This window comes from Lactobacillus delbrueckii subsp. bulgaricus, assembly GCF_046938665.1.
In the GTDB taxonomy this organism is placed as follows: domain Bacteria; phylum Bacillota; class Bacilli; order Lactobacillales; family Lactobacillaceae; genus Lactobacillus; species Lactobacillus delbrueckii_C.
Genome location: NZ_JBKZCD010000028.1, coordinates 1 through 26,582, shown reverse-complemented (window position 1 = coordinate 26,582; position 26,582 = coordinate 1). Strand labels below are relative to the sequence as shown.

The window sequence follows — 26,582 nt, the reverse complement described above, 5'->3', positions numbered from 1 at the left end:
ATACTAGCAAGCGGCCCAATTTTTTCTTCATTCTACGCAACACATCCTACATCCATAAGTACTTTATTCTATATTAACCATTATTATCCTAAAAGATTATTTTGACAACAGGATTCTGACCTTTCCGTCATAATTCGTTATTTATTTTATCGGCCTATCTACTGTTTAGATCAATTTCTCTATTTTTAACTTTTTCCACGCAAAAACAGCTTCCCGAAGGAAACTGCTTCTGCTTGTACGAAAGTTTTTTGGAAATATTATAGGATGTTGGTTACTGCTAATCAGTAAGTGCTTTGAAGTGATACATCTTAGCAGTAAAGTCTTTACGAGGCTGGGTTGGATCATAGAAGCCCAAATTCATCAGCTCATCCCCGCCGTAGACTTTGCCGGTGGCCAGATCTTCATAGTTCTTGTCTGGGTCCAGCCCGGCCAGCTTAGTCTTGGTCAGGTATGGCTGGGCGTAGGACATGATGTTAACCGTCGTAACCACGGCTTCATTCTGGTCATCACTGACTGTCATCCAAGCAGCTTGGTTACTATCAAGCGGAGCTTTCAAAGTGTAGAACTTCCCATATTGGGTCAGCCCACGGATCTGCTTGTAGTCAGCCACTTGCTGCTTAACCGCTGCCTTGTCTTCATCAGACATCTTGGTCAAGTCCAATTCATAGCCCAAGTCGCCGCACATGGCTACGGCGCCTCTGGTGTCAAATGGCGTGATCCGCCCGTTTTGCTCGTTTGGCGAAACGGAAACGTGGGAGGTCATCATTGACTGCGGGTAGACCAGGCTGGTGCCGTATTGGATGACCAGGCGGGCAATCGCGTCGCTGTTGTCGCTGGCCCAGATTTGCGGGCAGTAGTAGGCCATGCCGATGTCAAAGCGGCCACCGCCGCCTGAGCAGCCTTCCAGCAAGATGTCCGGATAACGGTCGACCAAACGCTCAGACAGGTCATACAGGCCCAAAACATAACGGTGGTAAACTTCTCCTTGTTGGTCAGCAGGCAGGTCGCTTTCGTAGATGTCAGACAGGTGCCGGTTCATATCCCATTTAATATAGTCGATACCACCATCATCAAGGATCTTGGTCATCTGAGCAAAGACATTGTCACGGACTTCCTTTCGGCCCAAATCCAGTACATATTGGTTCCGAGATGGACTTGGCTTTCTGCCTGGCACCTGCATCAAATAGTCAGGGTGAGCCAGGAAAAGGTCGGAGTCAAAGGAGATCATTTCCGGTTCAAACCACAGGCCGAACTTCAATCCCTGTTCATGGACATAGTCAGCAAAGTGCTTCAAGCCTTGCGGGAACTTCTTCTCGTAGACCTGCCAGTCGCCCAGGGAGCTGTTGTCGTCATCGCGGTGGCCAAACCAGCCATCGTCCAGAACGAACATTTCAATGCCCAATTTTTTAGCTTCATCAACGATTGGCTTCAACTTGTCTTCATTGAAGTCAAAGTAGGTTGCTTCCCAGTTGTTGACCAGGATTGGCCGCGGAGACCGCTTGAACTTGCTGCGGATTACCCGGTCCAAAATCAAGCTGTGGTAGGTCTGGCTCATCCCGTTCAAGCCGGCGTTTGAGTAGACCAGCAAGACTTCTGGAGTTTGGAAGCTGGCGCCTGGGGTCAGCTTCCAGGAGAAGTTGTAATCGTTGATCCCAACCGTGACGTGCAGCTGGTCCAGCTGGTCCTTTTCCAGTTCAAATTCATGATTGCCTGAGTAGACCAAGGCCAAGCCCCAGGCATCCCCGCTGAACTCATCCGTCTTCGGGTCAACCAAAGCGACGAATGGGTTCATCTGGTGGCTGGAAGTACCGCGGCGGGATTCAAAGACGTGGCGGCCTTGAGTCAAGCGACTTCTTTGCGGGTGGCGCTCATTGACGTGGGCCCCAGGCAAGGTGATGGCTTCCAAGTCCCGGCCAACCAGGTCCATCTGCATGGAAGCAGCCTTTTCCAGGTGGACGCTTTCCTTGCCCTTGTTGACGACCCGGACGCTGCGGGCGATCACGTCGCGGTCACGGTAGATCGTATAAAGCAAGTCGTACTCAAGGCCGGTCAAGTCGTCACCCAGCTTGATCGTCAAGGTTTCAGCTTCATCATCATTCTCAACGTAGGCAGCTGGCAGGCCTGGCAATTTTGGCTTGCCTGGCGCGATCTCATAGCCGGCGTAGTGCAGGAAGACCGCGTTTGACCCGTTGGCTTGGCGGACAATGGTGGCTGGTGAGTGGTAGTCCATTTCCCCTGCCCCGCTGTATTCCTTAGGCAAGGTGTCCCGGGAAAAAGTCCGGTCCAAGTCGCCTGGCAGGTTGCCAGAGAAGCCGCGGTCAACGGCTGGGTAGGCTAATTCCCCGTGGTAGCCTCTGACCCGCTTGCCAAAGTACAAGTGGCTCAAGGTGCCGCCTTTAACGACGGAGAAGATGTAAGAAATTTCCTGGTTGTGCAGGTGGAAGACCTGCTGCTTTTCATCAAATTCGATCAACTCAGACATTTTTATCTCCTAAATTGTTTATGCTTTCTTATTTCTCATCTTGCTGAATTTATCTTTTTTGGCAAAAACGTGCTTATTCGATTTCCATAATTGGATCGCCGGCCGCAACCGTCTTGCCGAACTTCTCAGTCACTGCCAGCTTCTGGTAGTCCTTTGAATTCATGACGGTGACCAGAACCGTGTCGTCCAAGCCATGCTGCTTGATGGTTGGGTCCCAGAATTCAATCAATTCTTGGCCCTTCTTGACTTCTTGTCCTTGCACGACGTATTGGACGAAGCCGGTCCCGTTCAGCTTGGCCGTGTCAATCCCAATGTGAATCAGCAACGTCAAGCCGTCTTTGCTCTTCAAGCCGATCGCGTGGCGGGTGGCAAAGGCTGCGGCAACTTCACCGTCAAACGGCGCGTAGACGCGGCCGTCATTTGGCTTGATGGCAAAGCCCTTGCCCATCTTGCCGCTGGCAAAGTTTGGATCGCTGCTGTCCTTTAACTGCAGCAGCTCACCGGATACAGGCGTGGTCAAAACCGTACCGTTGCCCTTAACTTCCGCGGCTTCGGTTTCAGAATCTTCGTTTTCAAACTGCTGGCCCCAAGTTGCTTCCAGTTCAGCAACAATTTCCGCGTGCTTTTGGTCAGTCAGGATTACTTTCTTGCTGAAGATGATCATGCTCAAGATCAGGAAGATGGCTGGCAGAAGCAGCATGGCAATCTTGAACTTGACTTGGTCTGCCGCGGTAATTGAGGCGGCAGTAGCACCGGTCGTCATCCCGGCGATAACGGCAACTTGGCCAACGACCCCGTTGGAGATGGCGCCGCCAAACTTGTCGATCAGTGGACGAACTGACAGGGTCAGACTTTCATCGCGGTGACCCAGCTTCAATTGCCCGTATTCAACTGAGTCGGTGATCGTCATCAAAACGACCAGGAAGACCAGCTGCTGTGGCAAACCGAAGACTACGCAGGCCAGAATTGCCAGTGGCACGCTCTTGCCGGCGATGGCGAAGATGCCCAGACCAACGAGCATCAGGCACAAAGCAGTGACAAACATCGCCTTGCGGCTGTATTTCTTAGAAATCGGTGCAAAAACTGCTGAAGCAACAACCCCCATGATGACGTTGATCGTTGACATAATGGAGAAGGCCTGCGCCTGACCTGAAATATAAGTAAAGTAGTAAATTTCCAGACTGCCAGTTACGTTAACGGCAATGCCGTAGCAAAGGTAGGCAATTGCGACCCATAACAATTGGTCATTGCCGGACAGGATCTTGAAGACGCCCTTTAAGCTGGTATCTTCCGTGTTCTTCCGGATGTCACTGGTTACTTCCCGGTTGTTCAGGCCAACTGCCCAAGCTGACAGGAAGGCGATGGTGCAGACAATTGCGGCAAAGATGAACCAGCCGCGGGTGTCCCCGTTGGTGGTCTTAGTTGCTGAGAAGGCAACGACCGCAGGCATCACCAGAATCCCCAGCAAGCCGCCGCCTAAGGTTGAGCCGACTCTGGCCCAGGTAGCCGTCTTTTCCCGGTCCCGTGAATCCAAGGTCAGGGATGGCATCATTGACCAGAAACCCGTGTCCTTAAAAGCGTAGAACAGCTGCATCACGATGTACAGAATTGCAAAAACAACAATATAGCCGACAGGACTCTTTTTGTACAAGTCCCCCATCGTAGAAAACAGGATCAGCAAGAAAATGGCTGAAACTGAACCACCAGCCACAATCCATGGACGGAAGTGCCCCCACTTGGTCTTAGTCTTGTCAATCGCATTCCCGATAAAGGGGTCAATAAACAATTCAATAATTCTGATAACTGCCATCAAAATGGTGACAATGCTGACCATTTTGGCGTCAGTTGCTTTATTACCTGTATCAAACAAGTGTGAGGTAATAAATACCACCAGCCAACCGGACATCAAACCATAAAAGGCATCATTCCCGAAAGCCCCGAAACTATAAGCTAACCGCTCCCGGACGGTTAATTTTTTGTTGGAATCTTCGTTCATCGTTATCTCCTTCCACTCCAACAGTAAGCTTTATCTGTATTCGCTTACACCTCTCTTAACGATTACTATTATGGGCTTTTTGAAAGTGGATTCACATAGCAGGTCAGTTTGTTTTAATGTTGCTTTAGTTGGTAGACATTTTGACATGATAATTTGGAGAACTGCTGATATAATAGGACTATATCCTTGAGGCTAAAAACTTTTGGCCATGGTTCAGATGGCAAAAAGCTGTTGTTAAAATGAAAGCGTGAACATCAATGACTGGCGAATACCGGCAGCTGAACAAGCAAAACATTGACTCCAACATCCTTTTCTACGGGCAGGAAAGCTGCGCGCCAGGCTACTTCTACCGGGGCAACAATGTCCGCTCCAACTACGTCATTCACTATATTCTAAGCGGCCGGGGCACCTTTGCCCCGGCGGGACAAGCCCCAGTCAGCTTGCAGGCGGGCGACCTCTTTATTCTGCCCAAGGGGGTGGCCTGCTTTTACCAGGCTGACTTTGACGATCCGTGGAGCTATTTCTGGGTTGGCATGTCCGGCATACAGATTGGCAAGATCCTGCAGAATTCCAAGCTGTCAGACAAGTTCTACCTGCGCCAGGTCCAGGATTCCGGCTTTTACAAGAGCCTGCGCCAGCTTTTTCACGCCCTGCACATGCGTGAGTCCCTGGCCAGCAACATGCTGACGGAATCCCTGCTCTACCAGACCTTTTACCAGCTGCTGGTTGACTATCCGACTGGCAAACGGCAGCAAAGCGGTCTGGCTGATGACTACTTTATCGCGGCCATGACCTTTCTGGAAGACAATTTTGAAGATCCAGCTTGCTCGGTCAGCGAGCTCTGCCAACAGCTAGGCTTGTCCCGCAGCTATGTCTATAACCTCTTTAAGAACAAGACCGATCTCTCGCCTCAGCAGTTTCTGACCAAATTACGTATGGAACAAGCTAAAGAATTACTGTCGAACAGCGATCTAAATGTGCAAGCCATCTCCCATTTTGTTGGCTATAATGACTCTTTTACCTTTTCTAAGGCCTTCAAGCGCTACCAAGGACTAAGTCCAAAAAGCTGGAGACAAATTAAAAACGCTGGGAACTAACCCAGCGTTTTCTTGTTAGTATGTTTTGCTAATCGACGAACTTAACGGCGGTCCCGTAAGCTACGACTGACTGCATGTCGCCGGCGATTGAGCCGGAGTCAAAGCGCATCATGACTACGGCGTCCGCGCCAAGCTTGCCAGCTTCTTCACGCAAACGGTCCAGGGCAACTTCTCTAGAAGTCGTCAGCATCTTGGTGTAGGCCTTGATTTCCCCGCCAATCATGCTCTTGAGGCCAGCCCCAAAGTCTGACGCGAAATTCTTTGACTGGGTGGTTACCCCAAAGACTTCCCCGATTGCTTCATACTTGCGGCCTGGGATGTTTTCCGTCGTTACTACCAACAATTTGTTTTCCATTTAAATTACCTCGTTTTCTTTAAACGTTTCCTAGATTGTAGCACAAGGAAAAAATATGGAAAGAGTTTCTTCTATACTTGTTGCAACACTATAAAGCAATGAAAAAAAGCCGCCAGCTGGCGGCTTTTTTGCTAATGTATTACTAATTAAGCGTTAGCGTTTTGCTTTGCTTCTTCTTGTTCCTTCTTGTAAGTCTTGAGGTCGAAGCGCTTCATGAATGGGTACCAGATTAAGAAAGCAACAATCGCGCAGACGATCGCTACAACGGCACCTCTCCATGACAAGGTGGCCAGGTAGCCGCCAAGGCCGATTGGAGTTGGCCATGGCTGTTGAACCTTAATATCTGGCATAAAACCGATCGCGTGGAAAATGTAAGCTACGATGGCAGAAGCCATTGGCGCGCCGATAAATGGTACAAAGAGGTTAACATTGTAAACTACTGGCAGACCAAACAAGAATGGTTCATTGATGTTGAACAAGGCCGGAACTGCTTCAACCTTACCGATTTCACGAAGCTGGGCTGACTTTGCCCGGCCAGCCATCCACCAGGCGATCAAGAGGGTTGAACCTGAACCACCAAGGATGATGAAGGCGTTCATTGGGTCACCAGCAAAGAAGTTGTGAGCACCCTTAACGTTGGCTGCAAGGTTGGCCAAAGCGATTGGAGTGTAGAATGAGCTCATGATGTTGGCACCGTGGATCCCGAACCACCAGAGGAAGTGGATGAAGAAGACGATGATCAACACGCCCCACCAAGTACCGGCAATGTTGCCGACGAATGAGAATGGCACATACATAACCTTGAAGATGTCAGTGCCCATCAAGACAAGGATTAAGTTGATAGTTGCTACTACGAAGGCAACGCAGAAGCCTGGAATCAATGAACTGAATGAGTTGGAAACACCAGCTGGAACGACGTCTGGCATCTTGATCTGCCAGTTGTGCTTAACAGTAAAGCGGTAGATCTGAACTGTTGCCCAGCCGATCACAATCGCCGTAAACAGACCGGTCGTCCCGATTCTGGTCACACCAGAACCTGAAACTTGAATACCGCCACCGATGATGTTGTCTGCCTTCAATGATTGCACGAACTGGATTGACCCGTTCTTGTAAACCATTTCTGGAACAGTGATGAACATTGCCATCAGCATCATGAACAAGGCATTAAGCGGCACGATGTTAATCTTTTCTTCTTGCTGGTAGATCTTGGCGTATGAGTAGGTAAACTGCCCGCCGAAGATCAATGACAAGATACCCATGTTGGCGTTGTAAACGACCGTGAACATGTTTGAGAACTTGCCAAGCGTGTGCGCGTACAGACCAGCGAAGCCCGGAATTGGAAAGGCTTGCGGCAGAACCGTCAAGATCAAGAAGATCGCCCCGACGATCGTAAATGGAATTACCGCATAACCGGAATCAATGATCGATCTAACAAAACGTGAACCAGCAAACTTCCCAATGCCAGTCGCGAGTTTATCTCTGAATGAACTTTGTGATTCAGACATGATATTCTCCCCTATTTTTTCTCTTCATTAACTTTCGATAACTCTTTTTGCCTCATAAAAAGCGGCTACTCCTGGTCCAAAGCCCGGCTCTTTTCCGCGTTGCGGATCAGCGGCAAATATTTGTCTCTTCCCAGGCAAATATTGTGGATCCTTACTAAAGCAGCAGAAGCGGCTGCCATCCCGAGCAGCAAGATGCAGAGCAAGGCCAGAACGTCACTCTTATTAATGGCAAAAGGATAGATCACACTCTTTAAAGGCGTGAACAAGCATACGCTCAGCAGCAAGTTGAGAACAAGCTGGAAAATAAGGTATTGCCGGGTTCTCGGCACATCAGCCTGCTTATTATGCAGCTTGCTCAGTTGTTCAATCACGCTGACCGTGCACCACCCGGCAGCTACTGCCGCCAAGATCATCCCCAGTTGGCTGTTAGCAGAATAGCTCACCAGCAGCCAGAAGAAGTTGGCGAAAAAGAAAGCGATGACGAAGTAGCGAACCATCATATAGCGGGCAAAGTAGGCGTAACGAACCCGGTCATCATGCCGTCTGTCCACGTAAGTCCGGCTTTGCTGCTTAGTTTTTGCAGACATGCTTGTTCACCTCCTTCGCGCTTACGCTTCGGTCTTCAAACTGCCGCTGGCGTAAAGCTTTTCATACAAGTCAACCATTTCCCCCGCCAAGTCGCGGAAGGTGATGGCGTTCATCAAGTGATCCTGTGAGTGGACAACCAAAAGAGTCACGTGGGTATGCTGGCCTTGGGCTTCCTTAGTTAACATGTCCGTTTGTGAGTTGTGGGCGTCAAGCAGAGACTTGTCTGCTTCTTCCAGCTTCTCTCTTGCTTCTTTGATCTTGCCAACCTTGGCCAGGCGGATTGCTTCAAAAGCCAGGCTCTTGGCATTGCCGCCGTTGGCAATGAGGCCCATAGCCGCCATCAAGGTTGCTTCTTCCCGGCTTTGCTGATTTTCAGCTGCCTGCTTCAGGGTTTCTGCTGTATCTTTTAATTCAGCCATTTTTAACTTACCTTATTTCTATCCTTACTCTTGGTTAATTAAGCCATCAAGCTGTCAGCAAATTCCAGAACTTTCTTGCCGTTCATCATCCCATAGTCCTGCATCGGGATAACCCCCATAGGAATGCCGGTGCCTTCCAGCTTCTTTTCAAAGTCCGCCTTCATATAGCCAACTTGCGGCCCAAGCAATACGCAGTTGATTTCTTGGTTAGCCAGCTTGTTGTCGGCTTCTGATGCCGGGCAGGCAAAGATTTCGTAGTCCTTGCCTTGGGCCTTGGCAGCTTCCTGCATCTTCTTAACGAGCAGGCTGGTGCTCATCCCAGCCGCGCAGTTCAACATAATGGTTTTGGTAGCCATAATTATTTCCTCCTAGACTTTTCTTGTGTTGTTTGTTGACGCTTACAGTGTATATCGTTTTCAATTGAAAGTAAACCACTTTCATTACATTTTTATTCTTACGCCTTTGAAGAAAATGCCGAAAAGCGGCGCTATACCGGACTTTTTACGGGGTTGAACTTTTAAAATTTATTTTAAAAGACATATCTTTTAATTTCAGAAAACAAGGCTTTCCTCCTAATAAAAACAAGTTTTGCTGAAACAATTGCGATATTATTGCTGTGCTAAGCTTATTTTCTTATTTCCATAAGTTTTAGTTCTATGCTTTTTTCTAAAAAAATACCAATTATCTGCCCTTTCACTCTTGCAATGCCGATAAATTCCAACTATAATCATTCTCGAAAACGGTTACTTGCAAACGATGAAAATATGCAAGTAAATCGGTGAGTAATGAAAACTGTTGAAAACATACACAAATGAAAATGGAGGTTTTGCTCAATGTATTCTGCAAAAATGCCAGAAGGATTTTTATGGGGCGGCGCGGTTGCTGCCCACCAGCTTGAAGGTGCCTGGGACGTAGGCGGCAAGGGCGTGTCCGTTGCCGACGTCATGACCGTCGGTTCAGCCACTAAGCCGCGGGAAATCACCGACGGCGTATTGCCGGGGAAGAACTACCCGAACCACTCAGCCATCGATTTCTACCACCACTATAAAGAGGACATCAAGCTCCTGGCCGGGATGGGCTTCAAAGCTTTCAGAACCTCCATTGCCTGGACCAGAATCTTCCCTAATGGTGACGACGCTGAACCTAGTGAAGCAGGCTTGAAGTTCTACGATGACCTTTTTGACGAAATGCACAAGTACGGCATTGAACCAGTCATCACCTTGAGCCACTTTGAAATGCCATTCAACCTGGCCAAGAACTACGGCGGCTTCACCAACCGCAAGACCATCGACTTCTTCGTCCGCTTTGCTGAAGTCTGCTTCAAGCGCTACAAGGACAAGGTCAAGTACTGGATGACCTTCAACGAAATCGACAACCAAAGTGCCTTCAACAACGACTTCTTGATGGCGACCAACTCCGGTATCCTCTTTAAAGAAGGCATGACTGATGAAGAAAAAGAAGCTGCCATGTACCAGGCTGCCCACTATGAATTCGTGGCCAGCGCCCTGGCAGTCAAGATCGGCCACAAGATCAACCCTGACTTCAAGATCGGCCTGATGATCAACTATTCACCAGTCCGCCCGCTTACGCCAAGCTCAGAAGACACCCTCTTGGCTGATAAGTTCGAACAGCACCGGGACTTCTTCTCAGACGTCCAAGTCTTCGGCGAATACCCGAAGGCAATTGAAGCCTACATTGAAAAGCACGGCTACCGGCCGGACATCACTGACGAAGACAGAGTCGTCCTTAAAGAAGGGACCGTCGACTACGTGGCCTTCTCTTACTACCAGTCAACTACTGTCTCCAGCGAAAAGGTCTCAGCTGATGAACTGAGCGACCTGGAAAAGGTAGTTGCCGTAAACCCGACTTTGGAGCGAAGCGACTGGGGCTGGGAAATTGACCCGGTTGGCCTCCGCCTGGCTTTGAACCACTTGACTGACCGCTACCACCTGCCCCTCTTCATCGTTGAAAACGGCCTGGGGGCCTACGACAAGGTCGAAGACGGCAAGATTCATGACCCATACCGGGTTGACTACCTGAAGAAGCACATCAGCGAAATGGAAAAGGCAGTTGCGATCGACGGCGTTGACCTGATGGGTTACCTGCCATGGGGGCCAATCGACCTGGTTTCTGCCGGGACCGGCCAAATGGACAAGCGCTACGGCTTCATCTACGTCAACAAGAACGACCAAGGCGTCGGCGACCTCAGCAGAACCCCAAAGGACTCCTACTACTGGTACAAGCAGGTCATTGCCTCCAACGGGACTGACCTCGACTAATCTTCTCTAATTCTTATTACTACTTAATCTCTTAACGAAAACGCGAAAAGCGACCAAGATCCGCTCTGATCTTGATCGCTTTTTGTGCTTAGCTAATTATCTTTTTCTACTTGAAATGGCTGCTGTAAACCGGGTCTTTATCACCCTTCTGCTTTTTGAGCCATTCCAAAACTTGGCAAAAGCAAAAAACATGCTTCCAAAATATGGAAACATGTTTCTTCTGTCTATTCAGCTGAGAAGTAGTCCTGGAGCAGGTCTGAGTGGTGCTTCAACTTCTTGACAGCCTTGGCTTCAATCTGCCGGACCCGTTCCCGGGTAACGCCCAGACTGCGGCCAACTTCTTCCAGAGTGTGCGGCTCATCGTTTTCCAGGCCGAAGCGCAGCTTCAAGACCTTGGCTTCCCGGTCAGTCAGAAACTCACCCATCATGCCGGACAGTTGGTCCTTCAGCATTTCAAAAGCAGTGTATTCTTCCGGGTTGACTGCCTTGTTGTCTTCCAAAAGGTCCCCCAATTGCGAGTCCCCTTCTTCGCCAACCGGCTTGTCCAAAGAGTCAGTTTCCTGGTTCTTGGCTACCGTGATAATTTCCTGTACCTTCTGCAAAGGTTCATTCATTTCCGCGGCCAGCTCTTCCGGCTTGGCATCCCGGTCCAGGTCCTGCTGCAGAGTCCGCTGGATCCGGTTCATCTTGTTGATGCTTTCCACCACGTGAACCGGGATTCTGATCATCCGGTCCTGGTCAGCCAGAGCCCGGGTAATGGCCTGGCGGATCCACCAGGTAGCATAAGTTGAAAACTTAAAGCCTTTGGAGTAGTCGAACTTGTCAACTGCCTTCATCAGGCCGATATTGCCTTCCTGGATCAAATCCAGAATCCCCATCTTCCCATTGTGCTTGGCATAGCGCTTGGCAATGGAGACCACCAAACGGAGATTGGCGGCGGCCAGCTCATCCTTGGCTGACTCATCGCCGTTTTCAATCCGCTTGGCTACTTCTACTTCTTCGTCCCGGCTCAAAAGCGGGACCTTGCCGATTTCCTTCAAATACATCCGGACCGAGTCGTAAACCCGGTCATTGTCACTGGAAGCGACCAGTTCTTTTTGTTCTTTCTTTTCAGCTTCTTCTTCCGCCTTGAGGGCCAGAGCAGACGGTTCACCCTGGTCGTCAACGATACTAATCCCATTATCCGCAAACTCTTCTACCAGCTTGGCAGTTTCGGCATCATTCAGACCATACGGCAGCAAGAGCCGGGCCTTTAGGTCCTTTTCGCTGATCTGCTTGGTCTTCTTTAAACCGGTAATCACCATTTTAACTGCTTTTTCCAGTGGAAAATCATTTACGTTAGAAGCATTTTCTTTTGCCATTCAATCCGCCCTGTTCTTATTCTGCTAAAAATTTACTACTCTAAAAAGTCACGCAACTGGTTGCTTCGGCTAGGGTGCCGCAGCTTGCGCAAGGCCTTGGCCTCGATCTGCCGGATCCGCTCCCGGGTCACGCCAAAGACCCGGCCGACTTCTTCCAAAGTCCGGGGGTTTCCGTCATCCAGACCAAAACGCAGACGCAATACATTCTCCTCCCTGTCAGTCAAAGTGTCAAGTACTTCCGCCAACTGGTCTTTCAACATTTCACTGGCCGCGTGTTGTTCCGGGCTGGTCGCGTCCTTGTCTTCGATAAAGTCGCCTAAGTGGGAGTCATCCTCTTCCCCAATCGGTGTCTCCAAGGAAACTGGCTCCTGGGCCACCTTGAGGATCTCCCGGACCTTCTTGACCGGCAAGTCCATTTCCGCGGCAATTTCTTCCGGTTCCGGGTCTCTGCCCAGATCCTGGAGGAGCTGGCGCTGGATCCGGATCAGCTTGTTAATGGTTTCCACCATATGAACCGGAATTCTGATCGTCCGGGCCTGGTCGGCAATCGCCCGGGTGATTGCTTGCCGGATCCACCAGGTCGCGTAAGTAGAAAACTTGAAGCCCAGCCGGTAGTCAAACTTGTCGACCGCCTTCATCAAGCCCATGTTCCCTTCCTGGATCAAATCCAAAAAACTCATCCCCCGGCCAACATAGCGCTTGGCAATGGAAACCACCAGACGCAGGTTGGCATTGGTCAGTTCATCCTTGGCCTCCTGGTCGCCGGCTTCAATCCGCTTGGCTAGCTGGACTTCTTCATCCCCGCTGAGCAGGCTGACCCGGCCGATCCGCTTCAAATACTGGCGGACCGGGTCATTCATCCGGCTGCCTGGGGCTGACAAGTGTTCCAGCTCTGCCTTTTCCACATTTTTCTGCTTGGCCAGGGCCAATTTGGACGGTTCACCCTTGTCATCGACAATGCTGATCCCGTTGTCTTCAAATTCCTGCACCAGCTGATCGACCGCCCGGCCTTCAATTTGGTAAGGCTTCAGCAAGCGGTCGGTAAATTCCTTTTCAGAAATTTGCTTGCTCTTCTTGACATCCTTAACAACTAACTTAACGGCTTCAGCCAGGGATACCTGGTCTGCCTTTCCTGTCTGCTTAGCTTTGTCTGTCATTTGATTGCCTTCACTCTATCACAGCAGCATCACGCTGCACATTAATCTAAGAAATCCCGCAACTGGCTGCTCCGGCTCGGGTGGCGGAGCTTTCTGAGGGCCTTGGCCTCAATTTGCCGGATCCGTTCCCGGGTCACTTCAAAATGCTGGCCGACTTCTTCCAAAGTCCTGGTCTTGCCATCATCTAAGCCAAAACGCAAACGGAGGACTTCTTCTTCCCGGTCGCTCAAGGTATCCAAAACCTCGGCCAGCTGCTCTTTCAGCATCTCATTGGCCGCGTGCTGTTCGGGACTCATCGCGTCCTTGTCTTCGATAAAGTCGCCCAAGTGGGAATCGTCTTCTTCCCCAATTGGGGTCTCCAAAGAAACCGGCTCTTGGGAAATCTTCAAGATCTCCCTGACCTTCTTGACCGGCAAGTCCATTTCCGCCCCGATTTCTTCCGGTTCCGGGTCTCTGCCTAAATCCTGGAGGAGCTGGCGCTGAATCCGGATCAGCTTGTTAATGGTTTCCACCATGTGGACCGGAATTCTGATCGTCCGGGCCTGGTCGGCAATTGCCCGGGTGATAGCCTGCCGGATCCACCAGGTCGCGTAAGTGGAGAACTTGTAGCCCAGCCGGTAGTCAAACTTGTCGACCGCCTTCATGAGGCCCATGTTCCCTTCCTGGATCAAGTCCAGGAAGTTCATCCCCCGGCCGACATAGCGCTTGGCAATCGAGACGACCAAACGCAGGTTGGCTTCAGCCAGTTCCTGCTTGGCCTCTTCATCGCCAGCCTCAATCCGCTTGGCCAGGGCGACTTCTTCCTCGCTGGTCAAAAGGTTGACCCGGCCGATTTCTTTTAAGTACATTCTGACCGGGTCGTTCATCTTCATCCCGGTCGGGGCGGCCATATTGTTCAGTTCCGCCTTTTCAACATTTTTCTGCTTGGTCAGAGCCAGCTTGGAAGGCTTGCCATCCTCATCAACAATGCTGATCCCGTTGTCTTCAAATTCCTGGACCAGCTGGTCGACGGCCTTGCCCTCTAATTTGTAGGGCTTGATCAAGCGGTCTTCGAAAGCAGCTTCAGTGATTTGGTGGCTGGCCTTTACTCCTTCAACAACCAGCTTCACCGCTTTTTCCAGGGACATCTCATTAGCCTTGGTTTGCTTTTCTTCTGTCACTAACTGCCTCCTCTTCTTGCAGCTTCAGTTGCCTTAGCTGCAAAATTGCCTGTGTTTCCAGCAAAATTGCCGTTTGGTCGTTTCGCCGACGCGCGTCTGCAATCGCCTGCATGTGGCGGTCGATCTCATCATCTATCTTGCACAGGTTGAGTACCCGAACCTGCGCTTCGAGCTCTTCCAGGGTGATTTCCCCTGGCAGCCCGGTCATATCAGTACTAACAATTATACTCTGAAGTTCTTCAGGAATAAAATCCAGGAAGCCACTTAATGAAACATTTTCATGAGTTTCAATGTAATTGAGCCAAAGTTTGGCCAGACGCTCGTATTCCGGGTTTGGAAAAACAAAACCATTGACGATCAAGTAGTCCCGGGCCTCATCAGAATAGATGTAGGCATAAAGCAGGCGCTGCTGGGCCTTTAGCGCCCGGGTGACCGGCTGGGGGTCCGCGGCCGGAGCCAAGGGGGCCGGCTCGGGCAGGACTTCACTGCTGGTATGCTGGTCCACCCGGCGCTGCTTGCGGCGGGCCCTGGACAAGTTAACCTTCAAAGCATCCAGGGAGACTCCGGTTTCCTTGGCCAGGCGGCCTACATAAAGGTCTTGTTCAACCGGGTTGGGCAAAGCGGCGATCTCGGCAACTGCCTCGCTTAAATAGGCTACCTGCTCACGCTCATTGTTTAAGTTGTACTTCTTCTTCAAGCGCTGCAGGAAAAAGTCAGTGGTCGAAATAGCCCCTCTAATTGCGGCCTGGTAGCTGTCCGGTCCGTACTGCTTGACATATTCGTCCGGGTCGAGCTTGTCAGGCAGGATCACGATGCCCAGGTCAAAGTTGCCGGCCTGCTTGAAGAGGCCCACCGCCCGTTCAGTGGCGTGCTGGCCTGGATCGTCGCCGTCATAGTTGATGACGACTTGCTTGGTGATCCGGCGGATCATATAGACCTGCTGCTGGGTCAAACTGGTCCCCATGGAGGCAATCCCGGTCTTGACCCCGGCCTTATAGGCCGAAATCACGTCCATATGTCCTTCAAACAAGACCAGGTGGCCCTCTTTTCTGACATGCTTCTTGGCTTCTGAAAAGTGAAAGAGCAGGTCGGACTTGTTGAAAATGCTGGTTTCCGGACTGTTCAAGTACTTGGGTTCTTCCGGGTCATCGCTGATTCTCCGGCCGGAAAAAGCTACCGGGTGGCCACTTTCATCACTCATCGGGAACATCAAGCGGTCTCTGAAGCGGTCAAAGAGGCGGCCGTCCTGGCTCTTGACAAACAAGCCGCTTTCCTCCAGCTGGTCATCCGTATAGCCTTCGCCTCGCAAATAGGTCAAGAGCAGGTCGGACTTGCCTGGGGCATAGCCGATCTTAAAGTGCTTGAGCAGATCATCGTCTAAGCCTCTTTTTCTGGCATATTCCAGGCCCCTTTCCCCGATCTTGGTAGTCATGAGCACCTGCTGGTAAAAGTCCGCCGCTTCCTTGTGCATCTGCATCAAAGGATTCAGCTTGACCGGCTGCTCCTGGTATTCCTGGGGCATGGGGATATTGGCGAATTCCGCTACTCTTTCAACGCTTTCTGGAAAAGTAACTTCTTCCTTTTCCATGATGAACTTGAAGACATTGCCACCTTTATGGCAGCCAAAGCAGTAAAAGAACTGCTTGTCCGGGTTGACGCTAAAAGAGGGGGTCTTTTCTTGATGAAAAGGGCAAAGACCAACATAGTCTTTGCCTCTCTTCTCCAGTGATACATACTGGCTGATCACGTCAACGATATTTACGCTGCCCCGAACTTCATTGATAAAATCTTCCGAAATTCTTCCAGCCAATTGCCTCACCCTTTATTAAAAATTTGCTTCTTACTTGATAACCAACTTGCTCAAGTCGCCCAAGCGCTTGGCCAGGTCATTGACAGCTGCCAGCTGGCTCAAGCGGTTGTTCTTGACTGCTTCGTCCTTGGCCATGATCATGTTGACGTCGAAGTAGCGGTCGATTACCCCTTGCAAGGCAACGAAGGCTTCGTAAAGTTCAGCATGGTCCTTGACATTTGCCAAAGCTTCAACTCCATTATAAAGGTCTTGTTCGCTTCTGTCTTCAAATAAGCTTGGGTCAACCGGACTAGCCTGGCTGAACTTAGCCTTCTTCAAGATGTTGGCGATTCTAGTCAGACTTTCAACGACTGGCTTGAAGGCCTCGTCGTCATGGTGCTGCTGCAGAACCTTGGCAGCGGCCAGGATCTGGCTTGGGTCTTGTTCGCTTGAAGCCAGAACGGCGTCGATAACGTCGTATTGGTAGTTGTTCTTTTGCAAGAACTGCTTGATCCGGTCACGGATGAAGTCAGCAAGTTGCTTGTCTTCTTCCGCCCCTTGCGGCAACTTGGCCGGAGTCTTGCCAGACAAAAGTTCCACGATTTCCGGAACAACCTGGTCAAATGGCAGGGACCAGTTTTCGCTTAGAAGAATCCGGACAATCCCGTAAGCGTAACGGCGCAAAGCGTATGGGTCGTTTGATGATGAAGGAATCATCCCGGCACCAAAGAAGGCGATAATGGTGTCCAGCTTGTCAGCAACTGACAAGAGGGCGCCGACCTTGGTCTTCGGCAAGTCGCCTTCAGCCGTAGTTGGCATGTAGTGTTCCTTGATGGCGACAGAAACGTTTTCGTTTTCGCCAGCCAGGCGGGCATAGTGCATCCCCATAACCCCTTGCAGTTCAGCGAATTCGCCGACCATCTGGGTTACCAGGTCAAACTTGTACAAGCCGCTTACCCGGTCAAAGTCAGCCACTTCTTCAGCTGACAGGCCGAATCTCTTGGCCAGGTAGTCGCCGATGATCCGGACCCGGGTCATCTTTTCTGCCATAGAACCGATCTTGTCGTGGAAGGAAACGCTGTCCATCCGGTCAACAAAGTGGCTGAGCGGGTACTTGCGGTCTTCGTCGTAGAAGAATACCGCGTCATCCAGGCGGGCAACCAGGACCTTTTCATTACCGGAAATCACGTTTTCCAAGTGGTCCTTGTTCCCGTTTCTCACGGAGATGAAGTAGTTGATCAGCTTGCCTTCCTGGTCGTAGACTTCAAAGTAGCGCTGGTTGTCCTTCATGGAAGTAATCAAGACTTCGTCCGGGATTTCCAGGTACTTTTGGTCAAATGAGCCGGCAAAAACAGTTGGGTATTCAACCAGGTTGTTGACTTCTTCCAAAAGGCTGGCATCCAGCTTGATCTGCCAGTTGTGGCTGTTTACCAGGTCGTTGATCTGGGAAACGATCATGTCCTTGCGTTCGTCAGCATCAACGATGACGTATTGGTCCCGCAGAGCTTCCACGTAGTCGTCAGCGTTGGCCAAAACCACGCTGTCGCCCAAGAAGCGGTGACCGGCAGTCTTGCGGCCGGCAGTGATGTCCAGGAACTCAACTGGGACGACTTCGCTGCCGTAAAGGGCAACAAGCCAGTGGATCGGGCGGACAAATTCAAAGTCTTGGGAGTCCCAGCGCATCTTAGTCGGGAAGGTCATGGCCTTGATTACTTCATCCAGGCCCAAGAGGATTTCCTTAGCTTCCTTGCCGGCCTTTTGCACGTGCACGTAGGCATATTCCACGCCCTTGAGTTCTTCAAAGTAGATGTCGTCGGCGCTCATCCCCTGGCCGCGGGCAAAACCGACAGCAGCCTTGGTCCAGTTGCCGTCAGCGTCCTGGGCGATCTTCTTGGCCGGCCCCTTCTTGACTTCATCCACGTCAGCCTGCTTTTCATCCAGGTCCTTGACCAGGACAGTCAGGCGGCGGGGAGTTGAGTAGGTCTTGATTTCCTTAAAGCCCAGGCCGTTTTCCTTCAAGAACTTGCCAGTTCTGTCAGCCAGCTGCTTGACTGATTTGCTGACCACGTGGGCTGGCATTTCTTCAACGCCGATTTCAAATAAAAAGTCTTTAGTCATTGCTTGCCTCCGCCTTTGCTTGTGCACTCTTCAACAATGGGAAGCCGCGCTTTTCACGTTCTTCCACAAACTTAACCGCTACTTCGTGAGCCATGTTGCGGATCCGGTGCAGGTAGCCGGCCCGTTCAGTTACTGAGACTGCCCCCCGGGCGTCCAGCAGGTTGAAGGTGTGGGAACACTTCAAGATGTAGTCGTAAGCCGGGTGAACCAGGTTCTGGCCCAAAAGGCGCTTGGCAATTCTTTCGTAAGTGTCAAAGAATTCCAGCAATTGCTTCTGGTCGCTTTCTTCAAAGGCGTACTTGGAGTGTTCGTATTCAGGTTCCTTGAAGATGTCCCGGTAAAGGACGCCATCGCCCCATTCCAGGTCAAAGACTGAGTTAACGTCCTGGATGTAGGAAGCCAGCCGTTCAACCCCGTAAGTGATTTCCCCCATGGTTGGCTTAACGTCCAGTTCGCCGACAGTTTGGAAGTAGGTAAATTGGGAAACTTCCATCCCGTCCAGCCAGACTTCCCAGCCAACACCGGCACAGCCCATGGATGGGTTTTCCCAGTTGTCTTCAACAAAGCGGATGTCGTGTTCCAAAGGTTCAATGCCCAGTACCTTCAAGGAGTCCAGGTAGTATTGCTGGATTTCCAGCGGAGCCGGCTTTAAAACGACTTGGAACTGGTGGTGCTGGAAGAGCCGGTTCGGGTTGTCCCCGTAGCGCCCGTCAGCTGGCCGGCGGGAAGGCTCAACGTAGCAGGCCTTCCAAGGTTCAGGCCCGACTGCCCGCAAGAAGGTGTATGGGCTCATCGTCCCCGCACCCTTGTTTTCATCATATGACGGCATGATCATGCAGCCTTTTGAAGCCCAAAACTGTTCAAGCTTGAAGATCATGGTCTGAATATCTAATTTTTGTGCCATAGTTACCTCCTATGCAAGGCCATAAAAAAAGCCTATGCAATTTTACTTTTGCATAGGGACGAAAAAAGTATTCGCGGTTCCACCCTAATTCAGGAAGCCTATTTGCTTCCTGCTCTTAATTAGCTTGGCTAGAGGGGCCTTTTCCCGCTGTATCCTTCCACCAACCGATACTCGCTGCCGCGGTACTTTTCTATTTCCTCATCATTACCAATATACAGGCTATTTTACCACAAATTCCTTTTCTTTTCATGTTTTTTTAGGAAAATCAGCTGCCCCGGACCTCATTTAAAAAGCGGAGGCTGGGCAGGTGCAAATCGACAGTTGCCTGGTAGATCTGGGCGATGGCCCGCCGGCTTTCCTTTTTCAAATCTTCGCCGATCTGGATCTCCCCTAAACGGGTAATTGGCAAAAGGCCCAGGGTTCTGATTAAGGCAGTAGCCTTCGGCGACAGGTGCAGGCGGCTGACAGAGCGGAAATGGTCGCTGCAGACTACCCCGCCGGCGGCGATTGAATAGTCAAAAATCCCTTTTTCCTTGCCGCAGATCACGCAGGCGCTTAGCTGGGGAGCTACCCCGAAGGCATCCAGGAGCTGCAGCTGGACGATTTGGGCAATAATTTCCGGATCCTGGCCGGCCACGATCCGGTTAAAGGCCACTAGCAAAAGGTCATAGTAGCCCCCTAGTTTCTGGTACTCGCTGAAGGCATGGTCAGCTAAGTCAAAAAGATAAGAGAGATAGGCATTTTTGTCCAAGTCGGTAAACAGCTCATCGTGCTGGCTGAGCTTCTTATAGGTCCGCAGCTGGCTGATCCCCTTGTAGCGGGTCAAGATGCCAAAAGTCCCTTCCGTAAAGGGCAAAACCGCGGCGGCCAGCTGGGACTTGGGCCGCATCCCGCCTTTGGCGATTACGGTGACGATTCCCAGTTCCTTGGTCCAGAGCTTGGCCAAGAGGTCAGCCTCTTTATACTGCTGCCTTTTAAAAAGCAGGCCGTGAACATCGAGCAGGTCAGCGGCCATTAAAGTTCCTTCTTGTCATAGCCGATGGACTTGAGGAAGGCCGGGTCCTGCCGCCAGTTGCGCCGTACCTTGACCCAGAGCTTGAGGTTAACCTTCTCGCCCAGGAGATTTTCGATTTCTTTTCTGGACCGCATCCCGATCTGCTTGATCATGGCCCCTCTTTGCCCGATAATGATCCGCTTTTGCCCGTCTTTTTCCACAAAAATCGTGGCGTCGATCTGCAATTTGCCATTGATCCGCTGGTTCATCTGGTCAACCCAAACGGCAGTTGAGTGGGGAACTTCCTGGTCGGTCAAGCGGAGGATCTGTTCTCTGATCATTTCTGCCACCACGAAGTATTCCGGCCGGTCAGTTACTTCGTCTGAAGCGTAGTATTGCGGCCCTTCTGGCAGGTAGTCCTTCAAGGTCTTGAGCAAGTCGTCGACCCCGTTGCCCTGCCGGGCGGAAATTGGCAAAAATTCCGCGAACTTGCCGACAGCCTGGTAGGAGTCGATGATTGGCAAAAGCTCATTTGGGTGGACCTGGTCGATCTTGTTGATGACCAAAAATACCGGAATATCCAAATCTTTCAAAAGACCGGCCACGTATTCCTCGCCCTTGCCGGCTTCTTTAGCGTCAACCATGAACATGACTAAGTCCACGTCCTTTAAAGAAGACAGGCTGGCCTTATCCATGTATTCGTCCAGGTCGGAATGGCTCTTGAAAATCCCTGGCGTGTCAACGAAGACGACTTGCATGTCATCTTCAGTATAGATGCCGGAAATCTTGTTTCTGGTAGTTTGCGGCTTGGCGGAGGTAATCGCCACCTTCTGCCCGATTAAGCGGTTCATCAAGGTTGACTTGCCAACATTCGGCCGGCCAACCAGTGCTACGAAACCTGACTTGTGTTTACTTGTTTGCCCCATCTTGAATGTCCTTTTCTGTGAAATGGTATGGTATCAATTGCTCAACTGTAAAGCGCTCACAGTCTCCTTGGCTGTCGGTCAGAATTACTTCCGTTTCCGGAGCCATGAATTCGCTCATCACCTGCCGGCAGGCCCCGCAAGGGGAAATTGGCCGGTCAGTGTTGCCGATGATCAAGAGGCACTTGATCTTGCCCGGCCGGCCAGCGTTGACCCAGGAGAAGATCGCCGTCCGTTCGGCGCAGTTGGTCAGGCCAAAAGAAGAATTTTCAATATTGACCCCGGTAAAAATTTCCCCCGCGTCCGTCACTAAAGCGCTGGCCACGTGAAAGTGGGAATAAGGGCTATAGGCATCCGCCAAATGGTCCTTGGCCAGCAAAAAGAGTTTTTCTTCCAACTCGTTCATGCTATTTCCCTCTTCCTTCGTCTAATTGGTCCGGATAAAGGGGCAGGCCATATTCTTCCAAGACCTTGCCCTGGATGCCAAACATCTCCTTGGCTTCGTCTGGCTCGATGTGGTCATAGCCATTCAAGTGCAGGTAGCCATGCACAATCGTGTAGCCAAATTCCCGGTCAAAGCCGGTGCCATATTCCTTGCTGTGGCGCTCGATGACACTTGGACACATGAACAAGTCGCCAATGTCTTCGGTAAAGTCCGGGTCCTGGGTGAACATAGCCAGGTCCAGGCCGTCGTCGCCATCTTCAATGGCGAAAGAGATCACGTCGGTTGGCCGGTCTTTATCCCGGTAGTCCCGGTTGATAGTTTGCGACCGGTCTTCGTCAACAAAGTTGATGCTCATTTCCTGGGCATTGTCCTTGCCGATTTCCTTTTTCGCCATGAGGAGCAGCTGCATGATCCAGTCTTCCCAGTCCCGGTCTCCCTTAGTCAAAAAGCCGACTTCATCGCTGTAGCTTACGTCAATTCCCTGCATTATTTTCCTTCCTCTTCATATGCCTTGATAATCTTTGCCACGACTGGGTGCCGGACAACGTCAGCCGCGCTGAATTCCACGAACTTGATCTGGTCGATCCCCTGCAGGATATTACGGGCCGTGATCAAACCGCTGTGAGCCTTGCCAGGCAGGTCGATCTGGGTCATGTCCCCGTTAACCACCATCTTGGAGTTAAAGCCCAGCCGAGTCAAAAACATCTTCATTTGGGCGTCAGTCGTATTTTGCGCTTCGTCTAAGATGACAAAGGCTTCTTCCAAGGTCCGCCCTCTCATATAAGCCAGAGGGGCGATTTCGATAACGCCCCGCTCCATCAAGCGGTCAGTTGGTCCCTGCCCTAAGATGGCGTAAAGGGAGTCATAGATTGGCCGCAGGTAGGGGTCAACCTTTTCTTTAAGGTCCCCTGGCAAAAAGCCCAGGGATTCTCCGGCTTCAACTGCCGGCCGGGTCAAGATGATCTTGGATACCTCTCCCCGCTTAAAGGCAGCAACCGCGCAGACGACAGCCAGGAAGGTCTTCCCGGTTCCGGCTGGCCCAATGCCAAAGACAACATCGCTCTTGTTGATGGCTTCAACATAGCTCTTCTGGGTCATGTTCTTGACCCGGACAGGCCGGCCCTTAGCGTCTCTGATCAAGATCTGCTTGTAGAGGTCGCCAAAGTATTCAGTTGTCCCCCGGTCAGCCATTTTCATGGCGCTGACCACATCGGCCGGAGTTAAATTGATCCCGTTGCTGGCTACCCCGTCCAGGGCCTTTAAAACCCGCAAGACGGTCTCCACCTGCTCTTCAGGTCCAGCGACCTTGATCTGACCACCCAGGTCAGTAACGGTAACCTCATAGCCTTCTTCGATCAGCTTCAAATTGCTGTCATTTACGCCCACCAGCTTCTGGACATTTTCGCTGCTGTGGGGCAAAAACTTCTTTTCCAATAAAAGAACTCCTTCATTTTCAAACCAGCGGGCAAGCACATCTCTGTCCGCCAGACTATACTCTTCTAAACCAATGATACACGATTCAGGCCAAAAGAGAACACGGAAAATAAGTAAGAAAAAAGCTCCCGTTTTCACGAGAGCTTCAGTCGATTAATAATGTCTACGCTTGCGAGCGGCCTCAGATTTTAACTTTCTGCGAACGCTTGGCTTTTCGTAGAATTCACGCTTGCGGTATTCTTGCAAAGTACCACTTCTAGAAACGGAACGCTTGAAACGACGAAGAGCATCATCAATAGACTCGTTTTCGTGAACGATAGTCTTAGCCATGTGTGATCCCTCCTTCCATTTCTTGGCATTGCTGCCATAAACATTTATCTAAATTATAGCAAAAATCGACTAATCGTCAATAGTCTGGACAGATTTTTTGAAAAGTTTTTTGGGGCTAGGGCCCAGAAAGCGCATTATCCGGTATAATAGAGTTGATGAGGTGATCTATATGACTGAAAATAAAGCAGAAAACAAGCAAACAGAAAAAACTGAAAAGATGGAAGTCAACATTATCATTATTTCCGACTCAGCTGGGGAAACGGCCTTTAACAACGCCCAGGCGGCTGCCGTCCAGTTCCCTGACGCTGAAGTCAACTACCGCCGCTATCCTTTCATGGTTAATGAAAAGAAGCTGGCCGCTACCCTGGAAGAAATCGAGCAGTACCCTAACCTGGTCATCGTCTACAGCATGCTGGATGAGAAACTGCAATTGCCGATCATCAAGTTTGCCCGGGAACACAAGGCTAAGTACATCGACATTTTGTCTCCGATCATTGAGGCGATCAGCCAGACGACCCATATGAAGCCGACCGGCCTGGTTGGGGCTAACCACCAGCTGACCAACAAGTACTTCAACCGGATCTCCGCTATGGAATTCGCGGTTATGTACGACGACGGCAAGGATCCGCGGGGCTTTTTGGAAGCGGACGTTGTCTTGTTAGGTGTCTCCCGGACTTCCAAGACTCCCCTTTCCTTGCTTTTGGCCAACAAGGGGCTGAAAGTTGCCAACTTGCCGCTAGTGCCGCAGACCCACATTCCAAAGGAAATCTACCAGATCGACCCGAAGAAGATCATTGGTTTGACCAACGACCCGCAAGTGCTTAACCGCATCCGCCGGCAAAGAATGATTAGCTACGGGATGGACCCGGACACGGCCTACTCCAACATGGATTCAATCAATGCCGAACTGGACAGTGCCATGACCTTATACAAGAAGCTGGGCTGCTTCGTGATCAACGTGGCTGAACGGTCAATCGAGGAAACCGCGGCTTTGATCATGAACCACCTGGGTTACGAAGAAGATTAATTAAATAATTGCGTAAAAAAAAACGCGCTGCTTACAACAAACGTAAGCGCGCGTTTTTTTACTTCAGCGGACTTTCATCCACTCTGAAGACTTCTCCAGAAACTGGATCAACTAAAATGAAATATTCCTTCTTGCCGTTCTCGCGCAAGCTGTCAGTTACGCTGAAGACGTAAAAATACTCTGACCGCTTGTCTGGACTGGTCTTAGTCATCAGCAGCTTGACATTGTGGTGTCCATGCTGTTTAGCGTAAGTAGTGGCGATCTCAGTCGCCAAATCCAAGCCTATATATTTTGGTTGATAGCGGCTATTGTCCCTTTCATCCGGCATCTATTTCACCACCTCATTTAATCTTCATAACACAAGTATAATTTGCTTTTTAATATTTTTCAATAGCTAAACAACTTCTTGTTCTCTAAATCTGCCATAAACTTTCTGGACTTCCGTGACACTCATGAAGGCAAAGGGGTCACATTTTTCTACCGTGGTCCGGATGTCGTAGAGGTCGTAAGTGTCGATGATGGTCATAAGGACGGTCTTTTCAGTGTGCCCGTAGGCCCCTTCCACGTCGTGGAAGATGGTGATCCCGCGGTGCATTTTTTCTTGAATCCCTTCGATGATGGCATTGGGATGCTCAGTAACAATCATTACCTGCAGCTTGTTGTGCTGAGTATAGACTGAGTCGATGAAGCGGCCGTTGATGAAAATGTTCAAGGCCGTGTAGAGGGCTCTGGACCAGTCAAAGAGAAAGCCGGCGATCAAGACGATGATCAAGTTGACCAAGATATTGAACTTACCGTAGTTCATGCCAGTTTTCTTCCTAACCACGATGCCTAAAATGTCCAACCCCCCCGTAGAGATCCCGCTCTTTAAAGCCATACCAGTCCCGATCCCGTTGACTGCTGCCCCGAAAATGGCGCAGAGGATTGGGTCCAGGCTCAAATGAGTCGGCTGGATGAAACGCATCATGATCGTGGACATAGCAACCGCGAAGATGGTGTAGCCGGTAAACTCACGGCCGATCTTGAACCAAGCTAGGATAAAGAGGGGCACGTTCAAGGCAAAGTACATCACTTCTGTTGGGATGGTAAATGGCATGTAGCGGCTGGTCACGGTGTTGACGATCTGCGCGAAGCCAGTGATCCCGGAAGAATAGATGTGGCCGGGATGCCAGAAGAAGTTCAAGGCTACGGCAACCATGACTGAGTATAGAATAGCCGTCCCGATTTTTACTAAAAAGCCGTAATTTCGTGAAAAGCGATTTAAATCAAACAGCTTCATTTTTCTGCTTTCCTTTCCGTCGTAACAGGATCAGCAGCTATTGGCTGCTGGCCTTGCCCCGCCTACATAAGAAGGCAAAGCAATGAATATCCTTATTTATGATACAGCTTTTTCATAAATCATTGGGGCTTTCCCAATAACTTTTTATATAAACAAGCGCCTAAACCCTATAAGAGTTTAGACGCCTACAAATCAATTATTAATTATAAAGATTACCGGTTAAGGTTTACTTGACTGTTGCTTTGAGAGTTAGCGACACTCGAGTCGAAAGTAGATTCTGAGGTTGACGCGGACGCACTGGCTGAAACAGAAGTTACTACACTTTGTTCAGCTGAGGTCGGGTCACTCATACTTGCCAGTTCGGAAGCGGACATCTGCAGTTTCTCAAGTTCAGATTGAGAAATTGACGCACTCACGGAAGCCTGGTATTCAGCATTGGCACTTTCAGAGTTGCCAACGAAAGCAGTTACTGAGTCTTCGGAACTGTCAGCTACAACGGAGCCAACGCTGGTGCTCGTGGAGTTTTGAGCTGGAGTGTTGATGGTATTACCAGCGTTTGTAGTGGTTGTACCCGCATTGTTAGTACCGTTCGTCGTAGCCGCGGTACCTTGGACAGTTGTAGTGCCAGCAGTCGTTGCGGCAGCTGCAGGAGTTGCTGGAGCAGTTGGCGTGTTAGCAGCTGGAGTATTTGCAGCCGGAATCGTCGGAACAAATGGAGTGTTGCCAGCGTTAGGAATCTGGGTAGCACTCTGACTTGCTGAAGTGCTCAGTGATTCGCTAGTTGATTGGCTTTCACTAGTGGAGCTGCTCAAGCTCTGAGATTGGCTGATGCTTTCAGATTCACTTACGCTAAGTGATTCACTAGTGCTGGTAGAAGCCGTTGAAGAGCTCGTGCTTTCACTTGAGGAAGATGACTCACTCGTTGAAGTGGATTCGGAGC

Annotated in this window: 24 protein-coding genes and 1 pseudogene; 3 read left to right on the top strand and 22 right to left on the bottom strand. The window is 50.4% G+C overall.

What is annotated here, in order from left to right; all coding sequences use genetic code 11:
- Window positions 1-277: 277 nt before the first annotated feature.
- Together ACLUXO_RS09015 and ACLUXO_RS09010 are read right to left on the bottom strand one after the other, a co-directional pair.
- A complete protein-coding gene (locus ACLUXO_RS09015; RefSeq protein ID WP_412137267.1) occupies window positions 278-2,482 on the bottom strand; it encodes an alpha-galactosidase in 2,205 nt (734 codons plus the stop codon).
- A gap of 73 nt (window positions 2,483-2,555) precedes the next feature.
- Entirely contained in the window at window positions 2,556-4,478 is a 1,923-nt protein-coding gene (locus ACLUXO_RS09010; protein ID WP_412137266.1) for a glycoside-pentoside-hexuronide (GPH):cation symporter, read from the bottom strand.
- A 257-nt stretch (window positions 4,479-4,735) separates the two neighbouring features.
- Between ACLUXO_RS09010 and ACLUXO_RS09005 the strand changes: the two genes are divergently transcribed.
- Window positions 4,736-5,575: an AraC family transcriptional regulator gene (locus tag ACLUXO_RS09005; RefSeq protein WP_412137265.1), complete on the top strand. Its 840-nt coding sequence runs from the start codon at window positions 4,736-4,738 to the stop codon at window positions 5,573-5,575.
- Between the two features lie 28 nt (window positions 5,576-5,603).
- Here ACLUXO_RS09005 and ACLUXO_RS09000 read toward each other — a convergent pair whose 3' ends face one another.
- The 5 genes from ACLUXO_RS09000 to ACLUXO_RS08980 all read right to left on the bottom strand — a co-directional run bounded on the left by ACLUXO_RS09000 (window position 5,604) and on the right by ACLUXO_RS08980 (window position 8,798).
- Window positions 5,604-5,930 carry a heavy metal-binding domain-containing protein gene (locus tag ACLUXO_RS09000; protein ID WP_412137264.1) on the bottom strand — a complete coding sequence of 109 codons (327 nt, stop codon included), beginning with the start codon at window positions 5,928-5,930 and terminating at the stop codon, window positions 5,604-5,606.
- Between the two features lie 146 nt (window positions 5,931-6,076).
- Window positions 6,077-7,435: a PTS cellobiose transporter subunit IIC gene (gene celB, locus ACLUXO_RS08995; RefSeq protein WP_412137263.1), complete on the bottom strand. Its 1,359-nt coding sequence runs from the start codon at window positions 7,433-7,435 to the stop codon at window positions 6,077-6,079.
- Window positions 7,436-7,500: 65 nt separating this feature from the next.
- Window positions 7,501-8,022, bottom strand: a complete 522-nt coding sequence (locus tag ACLUXO_RS08990) for a PTS cellobiose transporter subunit IIA (RefSeq protein WP_412137262.1) — start codon at window positions 8,020-8,022, stop codon at window positions 7,501-7,503.
- 21 nt (window positions 8,023-8,043) lie between these two features.
- Window positions 8,044-8,364, bottom strand: a complete 321-nt coding sequence (locus tag ACLUXO_RS08985; RefSeq protein WP_236156639.1) for a PTS lactose/cellobiose transporter subunit IIA — start codon at window positions 8,362-8,364, stop codon at window positions 8,044-8,046.
- A gap of 116 nt (window positions 8,365-8,480) precedes the next feature.
- Window positions 8,481-8,798 (bottom strand): PTS sugar transporter subunit IIB, encoded by a 318-nt coding sequence (locus ACLUXO_RS08980; protein WP_201336029.1) that lies wholly within the window; start codon window positions 8,796-8,798, stop codon window positions 8,481-8,483.
- Between the two features lie 477 nt (window positions 8,799-9,275).
- On the opposite strand from ACLUXO_RS08980, the gene ACLUXO_RS08975 reads away from it, so the two are divergent.
- A complete protein-coding gene (locus ACLUXO_RS08975; protein WP_412137261.1) occupies window positions 9,276-10,721 on the top strand; it encodes a 6-phospho-beta-glucosidase in 1,446 nt (481 codons plus the stop codon).
- Window positions 10,722-10,945: 224 nt separating this feature from the next.
- On the opposite strand, the gene ACLUXO_RS08970 is transcribed toward ACLUXO_RS08975, so the two are convergent.
- The 12 genes from ACLUXO_RS08970 to rpsU all read right to left on the bottom strand — a co-directional run bounded on the left by ACLUXO_RS08970 (window position 10,946) and on the right by rpsU (window position 23,336).
- The gene (locus tag ACLUXO_RS08970; protein WP_412137260.1) at window positions 10,946-12,082 is read right to left on the bottom strand and encodes a sigma-70 family RNA polymerase sigma factor; all 1,137 of its coding nucleotides are present in this window, start codon (window positions 12,080-12,082) and stop codon (window positions 10,946-10,948) included.
- Window positions 12,083-12,117: 35 nt separating this feature from the next.
- Entirely contained in the window at window positions 12,118-13,239 is a 1,122-nt protein-coding gene (gene rpoD / locus ACLUXO_RS08965) for an RNA polymerase sigma factor RpoD (RefSeq protein ID WP_412137259.1), read from the bottom strand.
- A gap of 41 nt (window positions 13,240-13,280) precedes the next feature.
- A complete protein-coding gene (gene rpoD / locus ACLUXO_RS08960; protein ID WP_412137258.1) occupies window positions 13,281-14,399 on the bottom strand; it encodes an RNA polymerase sigma factor RpoD in 1,119 nt (372 codons plus the stop codon).
- Entirely contained in the window at window positions 14,371-16,209 is a 1,839-nt protein-coding gene (dnaG, locus tag ACLUXO_RS08955) for a DNA primase (protein ID WP_412137257.1), read from the bottom strand. Before dnaG ends, rpoD (ACLUXO_RS08960) begins: the two co-directional genes overlap by 29 nt.
- Window positions 16,210-16,239: 30 nt before the next feature.
- Entirely contained in the window at window positions 16,240-18,306 is a 2,067-nt protein-coding gene (glyS, locus tag ACLUXO_RS08950) for a glycine--tRNA ligase subunit beta (RefSeq protein WP_412137256.1), read from the bottom strand.
- Window positions 18,299-19,210, bottom strand: a complete 912-nt coding sequence (glyQ, locus tag ACLUXO_RS08945; RefSeq protein ID WP_003618715.1) for a glycine--tRNA ligase subunit alpha — start codon at window positions 19,208-19,210, stop codon at window positions 18,299-18,301. The genes glyS and glyQ overlap by 8 nt, the downstream gene beginning before the upstream one ends.
- A 265-nt stretch (window positions 19,211-19,475) precedes the next feature.
- A complete protein-coding gene (recO, locus tag ACLUXO_RS08940) occupies window positions 19,476-20,225 on the bottom strand; it encodes a DNA repair protein RecO (RefSeq protein WP_279189718.1) in 750 nt (249 codons plus the stop codon).
- The gene (gene era, locus ACLUXO_RS08935) at window positions 20,225-21,130 is read right to left on the bottom strand and encodes a GTPase Era (RefSeq protein WP_279189716.1); all 906 of its coding nucleotides are present in this window, start codon (window positions 21,128-21,130) and stop codon (window positions 20,225-20,227) included. Before era ends, recO begins: the two co-directional genes overlap by 1 nt.
- Window positions 21,114-21,533 (bottom strand): cytidine deaminase, encoded by a 420-nt coding sequence (cdd, locus tag ACLUXO_RS08930; protein WP_412137255.1) that lies wholly within the window; start codon window positions 21,531-21,533, stop codon window positions 21,114-21,116. The genes era and cdd overlap by 17 nt, the downstream gene beginning before the upstream one ends.
- A gap of 1 nt (window position 21,534) precedes the next feature.
- Window positions 21,535-22,059, bottom strand: coding sequence for an rRNA maturation RNase YbeY (gene ybeY / locus ACLUXO_RS08925; RefSeq protein WP_279189714.1), 525 nt, complete (start codon window positions 22,057-22,059; stop codon window positions 21,535-21,537).
- Window positions 22,059-23,006, bottom strand: coding sequence for a PhoH family protein (locus ACLUXO_RS08920; protein WP_270447844.1), 948 nt, complete (start codon window positions 23,004-23,006; stop codon window positions 22,059-22,061). Before ACLUXO_RS08920 ends, ybeY begins: the two co-directional genes overlap by 1 nt.
- Window positions 23,007-23,159: 153 nt before the next feature.
- Window positions 23,160-23,336 (bottom strand): 30S ribosomal protein S21, encoded by a 177-nt coding sequence (gene rpsU, locus ACLUXO_RS08915; RefSeq protein ID WP_002880182.1) that lies wholly within the window; start codon window positions 23,334-23,336, stop codon window positions 23,160-23,162.
- Window positions 23,337-23,505: 169 nt separating this feature from the next.
- On the opposite strand from rpsU, the gene ACLUXO_RS08910 reads away from it, so the two are divergent.
- Complete coding sequence (locus tag ACLUXO_RS08910; protein ID WP_412137254.1) at window positions 23,506-24,363, top strand: pyruvate, water dikinase regulatory protein; 858 nt, start codon at window positions 23,506-23,508, stop codon at window positions 24,361-24,363.
- Between the two features lie 58 nt (window positions 24,364-24,421).
- On the opposite strand, the gene ACLUXO_RS08905 is transcribed toward ACLUXO_RS08910, so the two are convergent.
- The 3 genes and pseudogenes from ACLUXO_RS08905 to ACLUXO_RS08895 all read right to left on the bottom strand — a co-directional run.
- Window positions 24,422-24,691, bottom strand: coding sequence for a PepSY domain-containing protein (locus ACLUXO_RS08905; protein ID WP_013439694.1), 270 nt, complete (start codon window positions 24,689-24,691; stop codon window positions 24,422-24,424).
- A gap of 66 nt (window positions 24,692-24,757) precedes the next feature.
- Window positions 24,758-25,642 (bottom strand): YitT family protein, encoded by an 885-nt coding sequence (locus ACLUXO_RS08900; protein WP_412137253.1) that lies wholly within the window; start codon window positions 25,640-25,642, stop codon window positions 24,758-24,760.
- Window positions 25,643-25,854: 212 nt separating this feature from the next.
- Window positions 25,855-26,582: pseudogene (locus ACLUXO_RS08895) on the bottom strand (hypothetical protein); the annotation flags it as partial.